The following is a 15592-nucleotide window of genomic DNA, read 5'->3' as shown; positions in this document are numbered from 1 at the left end:
TTGCGCCATGCACGTAACCTGTAGAAATCGTCAAGAAAAATGGAGGAACAGTGAACGAGATCCGGCGAGAAAAGCTGTTGTTTTCCCAACAGCATTGAAATGCGTGCCGTATGCGTTGTGTCAGGTTTCAGTACAATTCCGCGTTGACTTAAATAAAACGGCTTCGCGCTTCGGCCCGGCGCCGTCCTGCGCCGACCACACGCCATGCCCTTGCCCCTCCTCGCCCTTGCCGTTGCCGCCTTTGGTATCGGTACCACCGAATTCGTCATCATGGGGCTGCTGCCCGACGTCGCGCGTGACCTGAGCGTCTCGATCCCGGCGGCAGGCATGCTCGTCTCGGCCTACGCGCTCGGCGTGACGATCGGCGCGCCCATCGTCGCCATCGCCATTGCCAACGTGCCGCGCAAGCAGGCGCTCATGCGCCTGATCGGCATCTTCATCGTCGGCAACCTGTTGTGTGCGCTCGCGCCGAACTACTCGATCCTGATGGCCGCGCGCATCGTCACCGCGTTCTGCCACGGCGCGTTCTTCGGCATCGGCTCGGTGGTCGCGGCCGGCCTCGTCGCGCCGAACCGCCGCGCCCAGGCCATCGCGCTGATGTTCACGGGCTTGACGCTCGCCAACGTGCTGGGCGTGCCGCTCGGCACGGCGCTCGGTCAGATCGCCGGTTGGCGCACGACGTTCTGGGCCGTGACGGCCATCGGCATCCTCGCGGCGGCGGCGCTGCAGGTATGCCTGCCCGCGAAGATCGAAATGCAGAAGGCGAGCCTCGTGCATGAGTTCGGCGTGCTGAAGAACCCGCAGGTGCTCATGGTGCTCGGCATGAGCGTGCTGGCCTCGGCCAGCCTCTTCGCGGTGTTCACCTACATCACGCCGATTCTCGAAGACGTGACCGGTTTCTCGCCGCATGAAGTCACGTTCGTGCTGCTGCTGTTCGGCCTCGGGCTCACGGTGGGCAGCACGCTGGGCGGCAAGCTCGCCGACTGGAAACTCATGCGCTCGCTGCTCACGTTCCTCGCCATGATTGCCGTCGTGCTCGCCGCGTTCTCGCTGACGATGCACGACCAGATCGCAGCCATGGCGACGATCTTCGTGTGGGGCATTCTCGCGTTCGCGATCGTGCCGCCGTTGCAGATCCTGATCGTCAACCGCGCGAGCGATGCGCCCAACCTCGCCTCTACGCTCAACCAGGGCGCGTTCAATCTCGGCAATGCGGGCGGGGCGTGGATTGGGGGCGTGGCGATCAGCGCGGGCGCGCCGCTCACGGCGCTACCTTGGGTCGGCGTCGTCACCGCTTTCGCGGCGCTCGCGCTCACGCTGGTTTCGGCGCAGATCGACCGGCGCGCGCGCCGCCGCGTCGCGGTTTCCGGGCCGACTTCCTGCGCGTGACGCTTTTCCCGATGCGGGCACGGGCGGGCGCTGAGTTGCACTGAATTGCGCTGAGGCACGCCTGCACCGCGATTTTCGTGCGCACGTAGTAGCATCTCGCCCGATGAAAACCGTCCTAACCCGCGACTTTCTCGCGCTGATCCTGAGCGTGGCCGTGGTTGGCCTCGGCTCCGGCGCGACGCTTCCGCTCACCGCCCTCGCCCTCACCGACGCCGGCTACGGCACCGCCATCGTCGGCTTGCTCACGGCCGCCCAGGCGCTGGGGGGCCTCGCCGTCGTGCCGTTCACGGCATGGATCTCAACACGCTTCGGCTCGCGCCAGGTGATCGTCGGCTCGGTGCTGACCGTCGCCGTCGCGACCGCGCTGATGCAGGCAAGCGACAACCTGTGGCTCTGGGCGCTCCTGCGCATGCTCTGCGGCGCGGCGCTGATGCTGCTCTTCACGATCGGCGAAGCGTGGGTCAACGAACTCGCCGACGACTCGAACCGCGGCCGCGTGGTGGGCATCTACGCAACCACGTTCACGCTGTTCCAGATGTCGGGTCCGGTGCTCGTGAGCCAGATCGCGGGCTATACGGCGTGGCGCTTCGCGATCTGCGGCGCGATCTTTCTCATCGCGCTGCCGATGCTCGCGGCGATCCGCTCGAATCCACAGCAAACCGACATGCACGAGCCGCACGGAAGCTGGCGCCACGTCATGCCAAAGATGCCCGCGCTCATCGTCGCCACCGGGTTTTTCGCGCTGTTCGATACGCTCGCGCTGTCGCTCTTGCCGCTCTTCGCGATGGGTCACGGCATCGACACCGAGGCGGCCGTGCTGTTCGCCTCGGTCGTGCTGCTCGGCGACACGACCATGCAATTCCCCATCGGCTGGCTTGCCGACCGGCTCGGCCGCGAGCGCGTACATGCGCTCATGGGGGTGATCGTCGCGGTGCTGCTGCCGCTGCTGCCGTTCGTCGTCGATACACCCTGGCTGCGCTGGCCGCTCCTCTTCGTGCTGGGCGCGGCGGCGGGCTCCATTTATACGCTCGCTATCGTGGCGTGCGGCGAACGTTTCCAGGGCGTCGCGCTCGTTTCCGCGAGTGCGCTCGTGAGCGCTGCATGGAGCGCGGCGAGCTTCGGCGGCCCGATCGTCACCGGCGCACTGATGGAGCACGCGGGCCACGACGCGATGCTGTGGGTGCTGTTCGCGGGGGCGCTGGTGTTTCTCGGTGCATTGCGGTGGGAGCGTTCGCGCGGTTTGGCGCAAGCGCGCGTGTAACGCGAGCACGAACGAAAAACGGCCGATGCGCCTTCAAAGCGCATCGGCCGTTTTGCTTGTCGCGTAGAGGCGTAATTACTTCAGCGCGGGGAGGATCTTGCCGACGCAGGCACCAAACCCCACGCGATAGCCATCGCCCTTGCACCAGCCCGCGAGCGTGAGTTCGTCGCCGTCTTCGATGAACCCACGCGTGCCGCCGCTCTTCAGTTCGAGCGGATTCTTCGCGTTCCACGTGAGTTCGAGCAGGCTGCCGAACGAGTCCGGCGTCGGGCCCGAGATCGTGCCCGAACCCATCAGGTCGCCCACACGCGTGTTGCACCCCGCCACGGTGTGATGCGCGAGCTGCTGCGCCATCGTCCAGTACATGTGGCGGAAATTCGTGCGCGCGATGGTCGTCGCCTCGGCCGCGCCTTCGGGCTGCATCAGCACTTCGAGCGAAATGTCGAACGCGTGGTCGCCCTCGTGACGCAGGTATTCGAGTGGCTGCGGTTCCTGCACCGGCTGCGCGACGCGGAACGGCTCCAGCGCGTCGAGCGTGACGACCCACGGCGAAATCGTCGAAGCGAAGGTCTTCGCGTTGAACGGCCCGAGCGGCACGTACTCCCATTGCTGGATGTCGCGTGCGCTCCAGTCGTTGAGCAGCACCATCCCGAAGATGTGGTCCTCGGCGTCTTCGCACGCGATCGGCTCGCCGAGCGCATTGCCGCGCCCGACGATGAAGCCCGTTTCCAGCTCGATATCGAGCTTGCGGCACGCGCCGAACAACGGACGCTCCTGATCGGGCAGCTTCAACTGCCCGTTCGGGCGGCGCACCGGCGTGCCGCTCACCACCACCGACGACGCACGGCCGTTATAGCCGATCGGCATCTCGGACCAGTTCGGCAGCAGCGCATTCTTCGGATCGCGGAACATCGAGCCGACGTTTGTCGCATGTTCCTTCGACGAGTAGAAGTCGGTATAGCCGGGAATCTGCACGGGCAGATGCAGTTTCGCGTCGGCGAGCTTCACGAAGGCGCGCTGGCGCAACGCCGCGTCGTCGCGCAGCGTTGCCGTTTCGCGCGCGAGCAGCGATGAAAGCTGCACGCGCACGCTGCGCCACGTCTCGCGGCCAAGCGCGATGAAGTCGTTCAGTGCGGCGCGCGCAAAGACATCTTGCTGCGCGTTCGCGGGCAGACGCAGCAGCCCGGCTTCGTGCAGCACCGCCAGGTCGGCCACGAGGTCGCCGATCGCGACGCCCACGCGCGCTTGTGCATTGCCAGCATCGCTGAACACGCCGAACGGCAGATTCTGAATCGGGAAATCGCACTGCGCGTCGTTCGCGCTCTCGACCCAGCTCTTGCGCTTCGCGTCGAGCGTCGCCTTGAGTTCGTCCGTCATGGTGCTGTTCATTGCTGCTCCGGATTGAAGTGTTTCGTGAGGCCTTGCCAGCACTCGTAGTAATGCGCCTGCAGCTGGCTCGTTTCGAGCGCGTAGCGCGTCGGCCGGATCAGCGTGCGGGTCTCGAACATGAACGCCATCGTGTCGCCGACCTTGTGCGGTTTGGTCGTGTCGGAGTTCGATGCCTTCTCGAAGGTCTCGGCGTCGGGCCCGTGGCCCGACATGCAGTTGTGCAGGCTCGCGCCGCCCGGCACGAAGCCTTCGGCCTTGGCGTCGTACACGCCGTGCACGAGGCCCATGAACTCGCTCGCCACGTTGCGGTGATACCAGGGCGGGCGGAACGTGTTCTCGGCCGCGAGCCAGCGCGGCGGGAAAATCACGAAGTCGATCGCGTCGACCCCCGGCGTGTCGGTAGGCGCGTGCAGCACGAGGAAGATCGAAGGATCGGGATGGTCGTAGCTGATCGAGCCGATGGTGTTGAAGCGGCGCAAGTCGTACTTGTAGGGCGCGTAGTTGCCGTGCCACGCCACCACGTCGAGCGGCGAGTGGCCAATGTCGGCGCGCCAGAGCTGGCCGTTGAGCTTGGTGACGAGTTCGAAATCGCCTTCGCGGTCTTCATACGCGGCGACGGGCGTGAGGAAGTCGCGCGGATTCGCAAGGCCATTCGAGCCGATCACGCCGAGATCCGGCAAACGCAGGAGCGCGCCGAAGTTCTCGCAGATATAGCCGCGTGCTTCGCCATCGGGCAAATCCACCGTGAAGCGCACGCCTCGCGGGATCACGACGATCTCGAAGGGCTCGACGTCGAGCCGGCCCATCTCCGTGCGGATGGCAAGCCGCCCTTGCTGCGGGACGATCAGCAGCTCGCCGTCGGTGTTGTAGAAGTAGCGGTCCACCATCGGCCGGTTCGCCGCGTACAGGTGGATCGCGCAGCCGCTCATCGAGGCCGCCGAGCCGTTGCCCGACATCGTCACCCAGCCGTCGATGAAATCGGTGGGCTCCGTGGGCATCGGCAGCGCGTCCCAGCGCAGCTGGTTGGGCGGCGTGGGCGGCACGTCGCCGAAATCGGCGACGAGGCGCGGCGCGCCATTCACATCGAGGCGCGACGTGACCGGCGCAAACGGCTGATGCACGGCGCCCGGACGGATCCGGTAGAACCACGTGCGGCGGTTGTGCGAGCGCGGCGCGGTGAATGCGGTGCCCGAGAGCTGCTCGGCGTACAGGCCATAGGCGCAGCGCTGCGGCGAGTTCTGGCCTTCGGGCAGCGCGCCCGCCAGTGCCTCGGTCGCGAATTCGTTGGCGAAGCCGCTCATGTAGCCGTGCTGGACTTCGGTTGGGTGCCGCAAAGGTGCGTTCATTGCTGTCTCTCCACGTTCTCGGGCCGTGACATGGCGTCACGCGATTTACGGATGGTAAAACCAATTACGATTAGTGAAATTAGGCGTATACCCTGACAGCTAGTCGGGGAGCTCCAGAATGTGGGCGAACGGTCGATAACGTTATGACCAAACAGTCCATCCGGCGCGGCTGCGGGCTGCTACCATCGGGTCATGCGACCCCGTGTGGGGCTCGCGCTTTTCATCTGCTCCCCGCTACATCGACATGATCGCTCCCACCATTCCCGAGCTCGTTGCCCGCGCCGCCGACCATCCGTTTCTCGGCGAGCACCTGGCGATGGGTACTGGCGCGCACGCCAAAGAGGCCGTGGCGCGGCGGCGCGGCATGGAGCTATTGAGCGCCTACGAGCCGATTTACGACATCAGCGTGCACAGCGGAGCGCAGTCGCTCACCGCGGATCTCGCGATGGCCTCGCGTTTTGGCGACGAACTCGGCTATCAGGCGGTCACGCTTCGCGAGCAGAACGGCCAGCTCGCACCTTGCGACGCATTCAGCGACACGCTCGACGATCCCGACCTCGTCGCGGTCGACCGCATGGTGCGCGCGCTGCACGCCATCAATTTTCTGGGCGGCCAGCAGCACGGGCTGCTCTTCCTGCGCGTGCACGAGCGGCTCCTGAAGAGCGTGAAGTACGACCATGGAAGGCATTTCTCGAACGTGCTGGTGTCGTTCGGGCTGAACCCCGGGCGCATCGTGATCGAGCTGCCGGCGGCGGCGGTCGCGCACCGCACGTTCCTCGGCTATCTCACGAAGAGCTATCAGCGGTACGGGTTCAAGGTGGCGGGCAATCTGCCCAATGCCGGGCAGATTCTTTCGGTGTCGGACGTGCCTCGGCCCGACTTCGTGAAGATGGATGCGGCGTCAGCGCTGCGCGATTCGATGGTGAAGCCGCTCGTGAGCTATGCGGCGCGGCTGCGCATTCCGCTCATTTTCAACCGCGTGACCGATGCGGCGCAGTTCGAGCAGTTGCAGCAATACGACGTGCGCTTCGTGCAGGGGCCGGTGTTCGCGGCCCAGGACAAGGTGGCTTGAGGGTGATGCAGGCGCCGGGCGGCGCCTGAGCGGCCTTAGAGGCTGACGGGTTCCTGCTCCAGCTCCACGCCGAAGCGCGCGCGCACGTCGCGCTGGATCGCTTCTGCGAGTTCGAGAATGTCCGCGCCGGTCGCACCGCCGCGATTGACGAGCACGAGCGCCTGACGCTCATGCACGGCCGCTGCGCGCAGCGCGCGGCCCTTCCAGCCGCACCGGTCGATCATCCAGCCGGCCGCGAGCTTCACGCGCCCGTCTGCCTGCTGATACGAGACGATCTGCGGCTCGCGCACGACGAGCGTATCGAACTGCTGCGCTTCGATCACGGGATTCTTGAAGAAACTGCCCGCATTGCCGAGTTCGAGCGGATCAGGCAGCTTCGCGCGCCGCACCGCGACCACGGCGTTGAACACGGCGCGCGCATGCGGCGCCTCGCCGGCGTTGTGCTGCGCCAGCTCGCGCGCGAGATCGGCATAGCCCGCGTTGGGCTGCCACACCTTCGGCAGGCGGAACGTGACCGCGGTAATGACGAAGCGATCGCGCCCTTCGCGCTTGAAGAAGCTGTCGCGATAGCCGAAGCGGCAGGCGGCCGCGTCGAACTCCACGGCTTTGCCCGTCGACATCTCGACGGCCCGCACGGACACGCAGCGCTCGGCCATCTCGAGCCCGTAGGCGCCGATGTTCTGAATGGGTGCTGCGCCCACCGTGCCCGGAATCAGCGCCAGATTCTCGAGGCCCGGCATGCCCGCTTCGAGCGTCCAGGACACAAAATCGTGCCAGTTCTCGCCCGCAGCCGCTTCCACGTACCAGGCCTGGCTGTCTTCGTGGGCAACGCGCTTGCCGGCCAACGCCATGAGCAGCACGAGACCGTCGAAGTCGCGCGTGAGCACGACATTGCTGCCGCCGCCCAGCACGAGCGTGCGCAAGCCCTGGGCGCGCGGATCGCGCACGGCAGCGGCGAGATCGGCCTCGCTTTCGACCCGGCACGCGTAGCGCGCGCGCACGTCGAAGCCGAACGTGTTGTGCGCGCGCAGCGCAAAGCCGGCGGCGAACCACGTTGTGACGGGCGTTTGGGTGACGGGCATCGAGGAAGAACGGAACATGGACAGCAGACGAAAAATGGCCGGAAAGGCCGCCGGGAGGCACCTGCGCACCGTGGACTCGCCGCCGGGCGACGGCAAGCCGCCTTGGGCAAACGCAACGGCGCCGGTAGAATGGCGTCGGTCCGTGATTATAGCGAGTGCGCGAACCGCTGCCTGAAAATGAAGCAGTGGGCCGTGAAATACGGCTGCGACCCGTGGGCACCTGGCTTGCATAGCTTTTGCATCGCCGTTTGCGCACCTCGTACTTTTTGGAGAAAGCAATGCCATCGTTTGACGTCGTCAGCGAAGCCAACATGATCGAAGTAAAGAACGCCGTGGAGCAATCCAACAAGGAGATCTCTACGCGCTTCGACTTCAAGGGCTCGGATTCGCGCGTCGAGCAAAAGGAGCGCGAGCTGACCGCGTTCGCCGACGACGACTTCAAGCTCGGCCAGGTGAAAGACGTGCTCGTGTCGAAAATGGCCAAGCGCAATGTCGACGTGCGCTTCCTCGACTACGGCAAGATCGAGAAGATCGGCGGCGACAAGGTCAAGCAGGTCATCACCGTGAAGAAGGGTGTGTCGGGCGACCTCGCAAAGAAGATCGTGAGGCTCGTGAAGGACAGCAAGATCAAGGTCCAGGCAAGCATCCAGGGCGACGCCGTGCGCGTGACGGGTGCCAAGCGCGACGACCTGCAAAGCGTGATCGCCATGCTGCGCAAGGACGTGACCGACACGCCGCTCGACTTCAACAACTTCCGCGACTAAAGCGGTAAGTCCAGCGCATTGCGGGGCGGCTCAGGCCGCCCCGTTTCATTTCACACGCCCTGCTTTTCTCGCGCTCAGTCCGCCGTCACCACGAGCGGCATGAGCACCTCGCCGGTTTCCAGCAGTGTCTTGAGATTCGAGAGGATGCGCGGCCAGCCGCCCGACACCTTCTCGATGAAGATCGATCCCGGCCGCGCCATGTGGTGCGTAATCGTGAGCTTGACCGCATGCTCCACGGGCTCGATGTCGATCGTGCAGAGCGAATCGCCCTCGGCATGGAGTTCAGCGAGGAACATGTTGCGCCAGCGCAGCACGAGCCGGCGCGGGGGATCGGATTCGACGACCGCGCCCGAATCCGCGATGCGGCCGTCGGCGAAGCGCAGCGACCAGGGCGAGCCCGTTTGCCAGTCGCACTCGTGATGCATGCCGAACCAGTAGCGCTCGGTGAATTCGCGGCTCGTGAGCGCCGTCCACAACGCTTCCGGCGTCGTGCGGATGAACGTGACATAGACGAATGTCGAGTCGCCGGCGGCACTGCCTTGCGTGTGCTTGTCGCTACTCATGGCTGTCTCCTTCGAGTGATCGCTTGAGGTCGACGAGCGCGCCCACGCGCTCGTGCTCGAACTTGCCGATCCAGCGCGCGGCAATCTCGCCGATGGGCACCGGATTGATGAAATGCCGTTTCTCGCGCCCATGCCGCTGCGTCGCGACGAGATTCGCCTCTTCCAGCACCGCGAGATGCTTCGTGACCGCCTGGCGCGAGATGGTCAGCCCCTCGCATAAATCGGTGAGCGTCTGGCCGTTTTTCGCGTGGAGCCGGTCAAGCAGTAGACGGCGGCTCGCGTCCGCCAGCGCGCGGAATACGGCGTCGTCGTTCATGTCTCAATTATGCAACCATATGGTTGCATGTCAAGATGAGAAAAACGGCGCCGCAACGCCGTCTTCTCGTTTCACCAATGCCAGCGCCTCAATCGAGCCTGAACTGTCCGACCGCGTCCGCGAGGTTAGCGGCCTGGCCGCGCAGCGCCGCCGCGGCCGCCGTCGACTGCTCGACGAGCGCCGCGTTCTGCTGAACCATCTCGTCGAGCTGGCTAACCGCCCGATTCACTTCCTGGATGCCACGCGTCTGCTCACCGGCAGCGTTGGTGACCTCGGCGATGATGGTCGTCACGTTCGAGACATTCGCCACGATCTCATCCATCGTCGCCCCCGCGCGCTGTACGAGCTGCGAGCCCGTGCTCACGCTGGAAACCGTCGATTCGATCAGCGCCTTGATCTCGCGCGCGGCCTGCGCGCTGCGCTGCGCGAGACTGCGCACCTCGCCCGCCACCACGGCGAAACCGCGGCCCTCCTCTCCCGCCCGCGCCGCTTCGACTGCCGCGTTCAGCGCGAGGATGTTGGTCTGAAAAGCAATGCCGTCGATCACGCCGATGATGTCCGCGATCTTCACCGAGGCTTTCTCGATGTCGCTCATCGTATGCACGACGTCGCCGATCACCGAGCCGCCGCGCGAAGCCGCCTGCGAAGCCGTGGCCGCTGTCACGTCCGCCTGCTGCGCCGCGTTCGCCGATTGCGCGACCGTCGCCGTGATCTCCTCCATGGAAGCCGCCGTCTCTTCGAGGCTCGCCGCCGCAGACTCCGTGCGGCCCGAGAGGTCGACGTTGCCCGCCGCGATCTCGTCGCTCGCGGTACGCACCGACTCGCTCGTATCGCGGATGTGGCGCATCACGTCGCGCAGCTTGTCCATGAACGCGTTGAACGAACGCGCGATCTGCGCGACTTCGTCGTTGCCCACGGCGGGCAGGCGTTTCGTGAGATCGCCCTCGCCGGCGCTGATCGCGTCCATCGCATCGCGCACGCGCGACAGGCGCTGAAACGACACGGCGGTGGCGGCAGCCACGATCGCCGCAGCCGCCACCGCGATCACCACGAGCGCGATGAGCGACGCCGTGAGCAACGAGCGCATGGCCGCCGTCGCATCGGCGCGGTCGAAAGCGACGACCACGCGCCAGTCGGTGCCCGGAATCGTTTGCGCACGCATGAGCTTGATGTCGCCCTTCACGTCCACCTTCAACGGCTCGCTCGCCGAGAACAATGCGTTCAGGCGATCGCCGGCGAGTTCGGGCGCGAGTTCCGCGACGGGTTTGAGCGTGAGCTGCGAGTCGGGGTGCGCGACGATCGCGCCGCTCGCGTCGACGAGCATGCCGAAGCTCGCAGGCGTCGGATGAATCGAACGCACGTTGGCGATCACACTGTCCATCGCCACGTCGCCGGAGATGACGCCCTTCACGGCGCCGTCGCGAATCACCGGCTCCGCAAACGCCACTACGAGCTTGCCCGTGCCCACGTCCACATAGGGCGGCGTGACGACCGCCTTGCCCGCCGCAACAGCTTGCTTGTACCAGGGGCGCCCGGTCGGGTCGTAGTCGGGCGGAATGCCGGTGGCGTCGGAGAATTTCGCCGTGCGGTCGGCATAACCCACGTAGACGTTCGTGAAACCGCCCGCTGTCGCGATCTGCTTGAGCGCCGGCACGGGATCTGTCCCGAGCACGGCGTCCTGCAGCGAATCGATCATCCGCTCGTGCGTCGCGACCCAGTCGGCAATGTCTTCGGCGTGGCTCTCTTCGAGCGCCGTGAGCGTGCTGTCGATCGACGCCTTGTTGTGCGAGTCGGCGACGACATAATTGAGCGCCGTATTCGCGGCAAGTGCGCTCACGACAATGACAACGCATAGCGCGACGATGCGCGCGCGGATGGTGGAAAACATGGGGGAATGCCGTGTGGATTGAAGGAGGGAAGCCGCAAAAGCCTGATCTGGAACTATCAGGGATTACGGCAAGCCACACGGTGTTCTTGAGGGTGCAACCGCAGAAGATGCCCCCATGAATCGCTTACTTAACGAAAGATGACAGACGATAAGCGAGATTATCAGACAAATCGATTGCAACAACCTGGCTTGTCAAGCCGGCCTACTTGCCGGCGCCGGCAGCCTTCTTCTCGCCGATACGGCTTTCCTTGCCCGCGATCAGCTTGGAGATGTTCGCGCGATGCCGCCAGAACAGCAGCACGCTCATGGCGAGGATCGCGAGCGCGACGATGCGCGGGCCGAACATGAACACGTAGTAGAGCGGCGCGAACACGGCGGCCGCCAGCGCCGCGAGCGACGAGTAGCGCGTGAAGAACGCGACGATGAGCCAGGTGGCGAGCGTGGCGACACCGAGAATCGGATTCACGGCGAGCAGGACGCCTGCCGCGGTGGCAACGCCCTTGCCGCCCTTGAAGCGGAAGAACACCGGATACAGGTGGCCGAGGAAGACGGCGATCGCGGCGAGCGCGACGGCGGCGTCGCCCAGCCCGTAACGCGGGCCGAAGTGCGCGACGAGCCAGACGGCCAGCCAGCCCTTGAACGCGTCGCCGATCAGCGTGAGGATCGCGGCCTTCTTGTTGCCGCTGCGCAGCACGTTGGTCGCGCCGGGATTGCCGGAGCCGTAGGAGCGCGGATCGTCGAGGCCCATGAAGGCGCTCACGATCACGGCGAACGAAACCGAGCCGATCAGATAGGCGAGAACGGCGACGAACAGGTTGTACATGCACGAAACCCGGAGGAAGTGGAACGATGCGCGCCAGGCGGTAACGACGGTCGTCGCCGCCCGGCAGCGCGCGACGGCGCTCATTCTACCGAAGCGCGGGCGCGCCCTGCCCGCCCAGTCGGCACAACCGCGCACAAACCAGGGTAAATCAGGGAAGCAACGGGAACTGGCCGGAAAGTCCGCTCAGCGGGCGGCGCGCCTTATTTGACCGTTATTCGACGCTCGCGCACTGCACCGGCTTCGCGTTCAGGAGCGTCGTGAGCACCGCGGGGGCAAGGCTCACGAGATAGCCGCGACGGCCCCCGTTGAGCCAGATCTCGTCGAGTTCGAGTATGGTCGATTCGACGTACACGGGCATGGCTTTCTTCGTGCCGAAGGGCGACGTGCCGCCCACGAGGTACCCCGAATGACGGTTCGCGACTTCGGGCTTGCACGGCTCGATGCGCTTCGCGCCGATCTGCCGCGCGAGATTCTTGGTCGACACTTTGCGGTCGCCATGCATGAGGACGATGAGCGGCTTCGCGTGCTCGTCCTCCATCACGAGCGTCTTGACGACGCGATGCTCGTCCACGCCGAGCTGGCGCGCGGATTCTTCCGTGCCGCCATGCTCGACATACTCGTAGGGATGCTCGCCGAACGCGACGCCCGCGCGTCGCAGCATCTGCGTGGCGGGCGTTTCGGACACGTGTTTCGTTTTGCTCATCGGCGCATTGTAATCGCACGGTCCGCAACAACCGCTTCAACCTCACCCGCGCGGATGATGCTTCTCGTGCAACAGGCGCAGCCGCTCGCGCGCGACGTGCGTATAGATCTGCGTGGTGGAAATATCGCTATGGCCGAGCAGAAGCTGCACGACCCGCAAGTCCGCGCCGTGATTGAGCAGGTGCGTGGCAAACGCGTGGCGCATCGTGTGCGGCGAGAGCGGCGCGTGCACACCGGCCGCCGCCGCGTGGCGCTTGATGATGTGCCAGAACTGCTGGCGCGTCATGCCTTCGGCGCGCGCGGTCACGAAGAGCGCGTCGGCCGTGCGTGCACCGAGCAGCGCCGGCCGCGACTCGCGCAGGTAGCGCTCGATCCACGCGTGCGCCTCCTCGCCAAACGGAATGAGCCGCTCTTTCGAGCCCTTGCCGAGCACCCGCACGACGCCTTCGTTCAGGCCCACCTCGACGGTCTTGAGCGTGACGAGTTCGGTCACGCGCAGGCCGCTCGCATACATCAGCTCGAGCATCGTGCGATCGCGAAGGCCGAGCGGCGTCTCGACATCGGGCGCGCCGAGCAGCGCCTCGACCTGCGCCTCGCTCAACGTCGACGGAAAACGCGGCGCCTGCTTTGCCGAGCGGATGCGCACGGTCGGGTCCGAATGCACGCGCTGCTCGCGTAGCGCCCAGCCGTAGTAGCGGCGAAACACCGAAAGGCGCCGGTTTGCCGAGGTGGATTTATCGTCCTTGCGGCGCGCGCTGTAGGCGAGCAAATCGTCCTCGTGGGTCGTGTCGAGCCCATTGGAGCGCTCGTGCGCGAGCCATTGCGCGAAGAGGCGCAAATCGCGCCGGTAGGCGTCGAGCGTGTTGCGCGAGAGGCCGTGCTCGAGCCACATGGCGTCGCAGAACGTGTCGATGGCCGTGAGGCTCGACGCAAGCGCTTCGGCGGCGGCGGGGTCGAGCGCCTGCTCGGCTTCGTCGGCGGCATCGCTTACGGCAAGCGGCGGCGGATTCGTCGTCATCGTCATCGTGTCAGCGCAGTTGAAATCGGTTCGACGTGCATTCGTGGGCGAGCAGCCAGCGCTTCACGTCGCGAAAGAAGCCTTCGCCGCCGTGATGCGCGAAGCCGCCGAGGCCGCTCGCCGACACCACGCGATGACACGGAATCACGAGCGGAAAGGGATTGTCGCCGCACGCCTGGCCCACGGCGCGCGGGCTGACGCCGCCGATGCGCTTCGCGAGTTCGCCGTAGGTGAGGACTTCGCCGGCCTCGATTGCGCAGATGCCGTCCCACACGCGCCGCTGGAATTCGGTGCCGAGCGGTGCGAGCGGCAGGTCGAAGCCGGCGTCGGCGTCCTCGAAATACTGCTCGATCTGAGCGGCCGCGCGAGAAGCAAGCTCACAATCGGGCTCGACGCTCGCCGTCTGTCCCGGCAGATAGACGATCTCACGCAGCGCTGCCCCGACGGTGCGGATGCCGACCTTGCCGAATGGCGCGTCGATCACTGCGTTGAACATCGTCGTCTCCTTCGTGCGCGAACGTTGCACGCCATGGTGCCGCGTTGTTCGCGCGATTTCCAGCGCGCCATCGTTCAGTTTCAGGTCCATGCCAGCCTCTGCCGTTTTCATCCGCATCAAGCCGCTTCGAGTGCCCAAAGCACGTGCTCGCGCACGACCGCCGATTCGTCGTGCTCGCGCTCGCGCAACGCCTTCACGATCGCCGCGCGCGCGGCGTCGCGGGCGCGATCCGCGCCTTCACGCTTTGCACGCAACGCATTGCCCATCGCCACCGCGATATTGCGCGACCAGCTCTCATAGCCGATGCGTCGTATCGCGCTGCCCTGCATGCGCTCGTCGAACTGCGCCGCGCTCCAGCCGAACAGGTCGACGAGGCTCGCGCGATCGAGCCCGTGGCGCACGTCGAAATCCGCGACAGGCGCGGCCTTCGCGAACTTGTTCCATGGGCACACGAGCTGGCAGTCGTCGCAGCCATACACACGATTGCCGATCAGCTCGCGCAGTTCCAGGGGAATACTGCCCTTCAACTCGATCGTGAGATAGGAGATGCAGCGGCGCGCATCCACGCGATACGGGCCGGTGATCGCACCCGTCGGGCACGCGTCGATGCAGCGCGTACAGCTGCCGCAATGCGCGCCGGGCGTTTCGGGCGCGGCACTGGCCGGCTCGTCGGCATCGGTCGGCAGCGGCACGTCCACGTAGATCTCGCCGAGAAAGAAGAGCGAGCCCGCGTCGCGCTGCAGGAGCAGCGTGTGCTTGCCGCGCCAGCCCACGCCCGCCTTCTGCGCAAGCTCGACTTCGAGCACCGGCGCGGAGTCGGTGAACACGCGAAAACCGAACTGGCCGATCTCGGCCTCGATGCGCTCGGCAAGCTGCTGCAGCCGCGCACGCAAGACCTTGTGATAGTCCCGGCCGCGCGCGTAGATCGACACGACGGCGGCATGCGGGTCGGCGAGCCGCGCATGCTCGCGCAGACGCCAGTCGGCGTGAATGCTCTCGTGGGCAACGTCCGTGCCAACGTCGGTGCCAGCGCTCTCGCCGAGATCCGGGCCGCCTTGCGAAGCACTTTCGTGCGTCTTTCCCACTGCATTCGGCGCGAGCGTATCGATGGGCAAATAGGCCATGCGTGCGGTAATCACGCGTCGCGTGCCGGCCACAAGCTCGGCGGGCCGCGCGCGTTTCATCCCATGTTTGGCCATATAATCCATCTCGCCGTGGCAGCCTGCTTCGAGCCACGCGGCGAGGCCCGCCTCGGCATGGGAAAGGTCGGTGTCACTGATACCGATCGCACCGAACCCCAGCTCGCGCCCCCACGTCCGGATGCGCGCCGCGAGCGCGGCGAGCGCCGCCTCATCGAGCAGCGTGGCCTGCTCGACGGCCTGCGCAGACGAATCTTGCGGCGCGTTAGCTTGAGCATGCGCTCGAGCACCCGCCTGAGCGGACGTTGGGTCGAGCGCCTCCGAAGACGCGCGCGCATCCTGCG

Annotated in this window: 15 protein-coding genes; 4 read left to right on the top strand and 11 right to left on the bottom strand. The window is 65.9% G+C overall.

The annotated features are described in order from the left end of the window. Positions 1 to 204 precede the first annotated feature (204 nt). Together E1N52_RS10625 and E1N52_RS10620 are read left to right on the top strand one after the other, a co-directional pair. A complete protein-coding gene (locus E1N52_RS10625; RefSeq protein WP_133182572.1) occupies positions 205 to 1389 on the top strand; it encodes an MFS transporter in 1185 nt (394 codons plus the stop codon). Between the two features lie 103 nt (positions 1390 to 1492). Continuing rightward, complete coding sequence (locus tag E1N52_RS10620) at positions 1493 to 2650, top strand: MFS transporter (RefSeq protein ID WP_133182570.1); 1158 nt, start codon at positions 1493 to 1495, stop codon at positions 2648 to 2650. Between the two features lie 75 nt (positions 2651 to 2725). Here E1N52_RS10620 and fahA read toward each other — a convergent pair whose 3' ends face one another. Both fahA and hmgA read right to left on the bottom strand, forming a co-directional pair. Beyond that, positions 2726 to 4039, bottom strand: a complete 1314-nt coding sequence (gene fahA / locus E1N52_RS10615; protein WP_165979357.1) for a fumarylacetoacetase — start codon at positions 4037 to 4039, stop codon at positions 2726 to 2728. After that, positions 4036 to 5385 (bottom strand): homogentisate 1,2-dioxygenase, encoded by a 1350-nt coding sequence (gene hmgA / locus E1N52_RS10610; protein ID WP_133182567.1) that lies wholly within the window; start codon positions 5383 to 5385, stop codon positions 4036 to 4038. The genes fahA and hmgA overlap by 4 nt, the downstream gene beginning before the upstream one ends. 244 nt (positions 5386 to 5629) lie before the next feature. Here hmgA and E1N52_RS10605 point away from each other — a divergent pair, with 244 nt between their 5' ends. Continuing rightward, positions 5630 to 6457 carry an EAL domain-containing protein gene (locus tag E1N52_RS10605; RefSeq protein WP_133182565.1) on the top strand — a complete coding sequence of 276 codons (828 nt, stop codon included), beginning with the start codon at positions 5630 to 5632 and terminating at the stop codon, positions 6455 to 6457. Between the two features lie 35 nt (positions 6458 to 6492). Here the strand turns inward: E1N52_RS10605 and murB are convergent, their stop codons facing one another. Continuing rightward, complete coding sequence (murB, locus tag E1N52_RS10600) at positions 6493 to 7539, bottom strand: UDP-N-acetylmuramate dehydrogenase (protein ID WP_133182634.1); 1047 nt, start codon at positions 7537 to 7539, stop codon at positions 6493 to 6495. Positions 7540 to 7817: 278 nt separating this feature from the next. Here murB and E1N52_RS10595 point away from each other — a divergent pair, with 278 nt between their 5' ends. After that, positions 7818 to 8303, top strand: coding sequence for a YajQ family cyclic di-GMP-binding protein (locus E1N52_RS10595; protein WP_028209548.1), 486 nt, complete (start codon positions 7818 to 7820; stop codon positions 8301 to 8303). 74 nt (positions 8304 to 8377) lie between these two features. On the opposite strand, the gene E1N52_RS10590 is transcribed toward E1N52_RS10595, so the two are convergent. The 8 genes from E1N52_RS10590 to queG form a co-directional block, all read right to left on the bottom strand. Then, positions 8378 to 8866: an SRPBCC family protein gene (locus E1N52_RS10590; RefSeq protein ID WP_133182563.1), complete on the bottom strand. Its 489-nt coding sequence runs from the start codon at positions 8864 to 8866 to the stop codon at positions 8378 to 8380. After that, positions 8859 to 9182: an ArsR/SmtB family transcription factor gene (locus E1N52_RS10585; RefSeq protein WP_133182561.1), complete on the bottom strand. Its 324-nt coding sequence runs from the start codon at positions 9180 to 9182 to the stop codon at positions 8859 to 8861. Before E1N52_RS10585 ends, E1N52_RS10590 begins: the two co-directional genes overlap by 8 nt. A gap of 88 nt (positions 9183 to 9270) precedes the next feature. Further along, positions 9271 to 11070, bottom strand: a complete 1800-nt coding sequence (locus tag E1N52_RS10580; RefSeq protein ID WP_133182559.1) for a methyl-accepting chemotaxis protein — start codon at positions 11068 to 11070, stop codon at positions 9271 to 9273. A 202-nt stretch (positions 11071 to 11272) separates the two neighbouring features. Continuing rightward, complete coding sequence (gene plsY, locus E1N52_RS10575; RefSeq protein ID WP_069267759.1) at positions 11273 to 11893, bottom strand: glycerol-3-phosphate 1-O-acyltransferase PlsY; 621 nt, start codon at positions 11891 to 11893, stop codon at positions 11273 to 11275. A gap of 211 nt (positions 11894 to 12104) precedes the next feature. Next, complete coding sequence (gene ybaK, locus E1N52_RS10570) at positions 12105 to 12596, bottom strand: Cys-tRNA(Pro) deacylase (RefSeq protein ID WP_133182557.1); 492 nt, start codon at positions 12594 to 12596, stop codon at positions 12105 to 12107. Positions 12597 to 12638: 42 nt separating this feature from the next. Further along, positions 12639 to 13613 (bottom strand): site-specific tyrosine recombinase XerD, encoded by a 975-nt coding sequence (gene xerD / locus E1N52_RS10565; RefSeq protein ID WP_133182632.1) that lies wholly within the window; start codon positions 13611 to 13613, stop codon positions 12639 to 12641. 10 nt (positions 13614 to 13623) lie between these two features. Beyond that, entirely contained in the window at positions 13624 to 14109 is a 486-nt protein-coding gene (locus E1N52_RS10560) for a methylated-DNA--[protein]-cysteine S-methyltransferase (protein ID WP_133182630.1), read from the bottom strand. Between the two features lie 116 nt (positions 14110 to 14225). Further along, the gene (gene queG / locus E1N52_RS10555; protein WP_342777841.1) at positions 14226 to 15470 is read right to left on the bottom strand and encodes a tRNA epoxyqueuosine(34) reductase QueG; all 1245 of its coding nucleotides are present in this window, start codon (positions 15468 to 15470) and stop codon (positions 14226 to 14228) included. Positions 15471 to 15592: the final 122 nt, after the last annotated feature.

The sequence above is a fragment of the Paraburkholderia guartelaensis genome (assembly GCF_004353905.1).
GTDB classification, from domain to species: domain Bacteria; phylum Pseudomonadota; class Gammaproteobacteria; order Burkholderiales; family Burkholderiaceae; genus Paraburkholderia; species Paraburkholderia guartelaensis.
This window is presented reverse-complemented; position numbering and strand designations above follow the sequence as displayed.

Excerpts from the sequence above, each read along its gene's own strand:
- E1N52_RS10625 (WP_133182572.1), top strand. The coding sequence starts at position 205 with ATGCCCTTGCCCCTCCTCGCCCTTGCCGTTGCCGCCTTTGGTATCGGT.
- E1N52_RS10620 (WP_133182570.1), top strand. The coding sequence starts at position 1,493 with ATGAAAACCGTCCTAACCCGCGACTTTCTCGCGCTGATCCTGAGCGTG.
- fahA (WP_165979357.1), bottom strand. The coding sequence starts at position 4,039 with ATGAACAGCACCATGACGGACGAACTCAAGGCGACGCTCGACGCGAAG.
- hmgA (WP_133182567.1), bottom strand. The coding sequence starts at position 5,385 with ATGAACGCACCTTTGCGGCACCCAACCGAAGTCCAGCACGGCTACATG.
- E1N52_RS10605 (WP_133182565.1), top strand. The coding sequence starts at position 5,630 with ATGATCGCTCCCACCATTCCCGAGCTCGTTGCCCGCGCCGCCGACCAT.
- murB (WP_133182634.1), bottom strand. The coding sequence starts at position 7,539 with ATGCCCGTCACCCAAACGCCCGTCACAACGTGGTTCGCCGCCGGCTTT.
- E1N52_RS10595 (WP_028209548.1), top strand. The coding sequence starts at position 7,818 with ATGCCATCGTTTGACGTCGTCAGCGAAGCCAACATGATCGAAGTAAAG.
- E1N52_RS10590 (WP_133182563.1), bottom strand. The coding sequence starts at position 8,866 with ATGAGTAGCGACAAGCACACGCAAGGCAGTGCCGCCGGCGACTCGACA.
- E1N52_RS10585 (WP_133182561.1), bottom strand. The coding sequence starts at position 9,182 with ATGAACGACGACGCCGTATTCCGCGCGCTGGCGGACGCGAGCCGCCGT.
- E1N52_RS10580 (WP_133182559.1), bottom strand. The coding sequence starts at position 11,070 with ATGTTTTCCACCATCCGCGCGCGCATCGTCGCGCTATGCGTTGTCATT.
- plsY (WP_069267759.1), bottom strand. The coding sequence starts at position 11,893 with ATGTACAACCTGTTCGTCGCCGTTCTCGCCTATCTGATCGGCTCGGTT.
- ybaK (WP_133182557.1), bottom strand. The coding sequence starts at position 12,596 with ATGAGCAAAACGAAACACGTGTCCGAAACGCCCGCCACGCAGATGCTG.
- xerD (WP_133182632.1), bottom strand. The coding sequence starts at position 13,613 with ATGACGACGAATCCGCCGCCGCTTGCCGTAAGCGATGCCGCCGACGAA.
- E1N52_RS10560 (WP_133182630.1), bottom strand. The coding sequence starts at position 14,109 with ATGTTCAACGCAGTGATCGACGCGCCATTCGGCAAGGTCGGCATCCGC.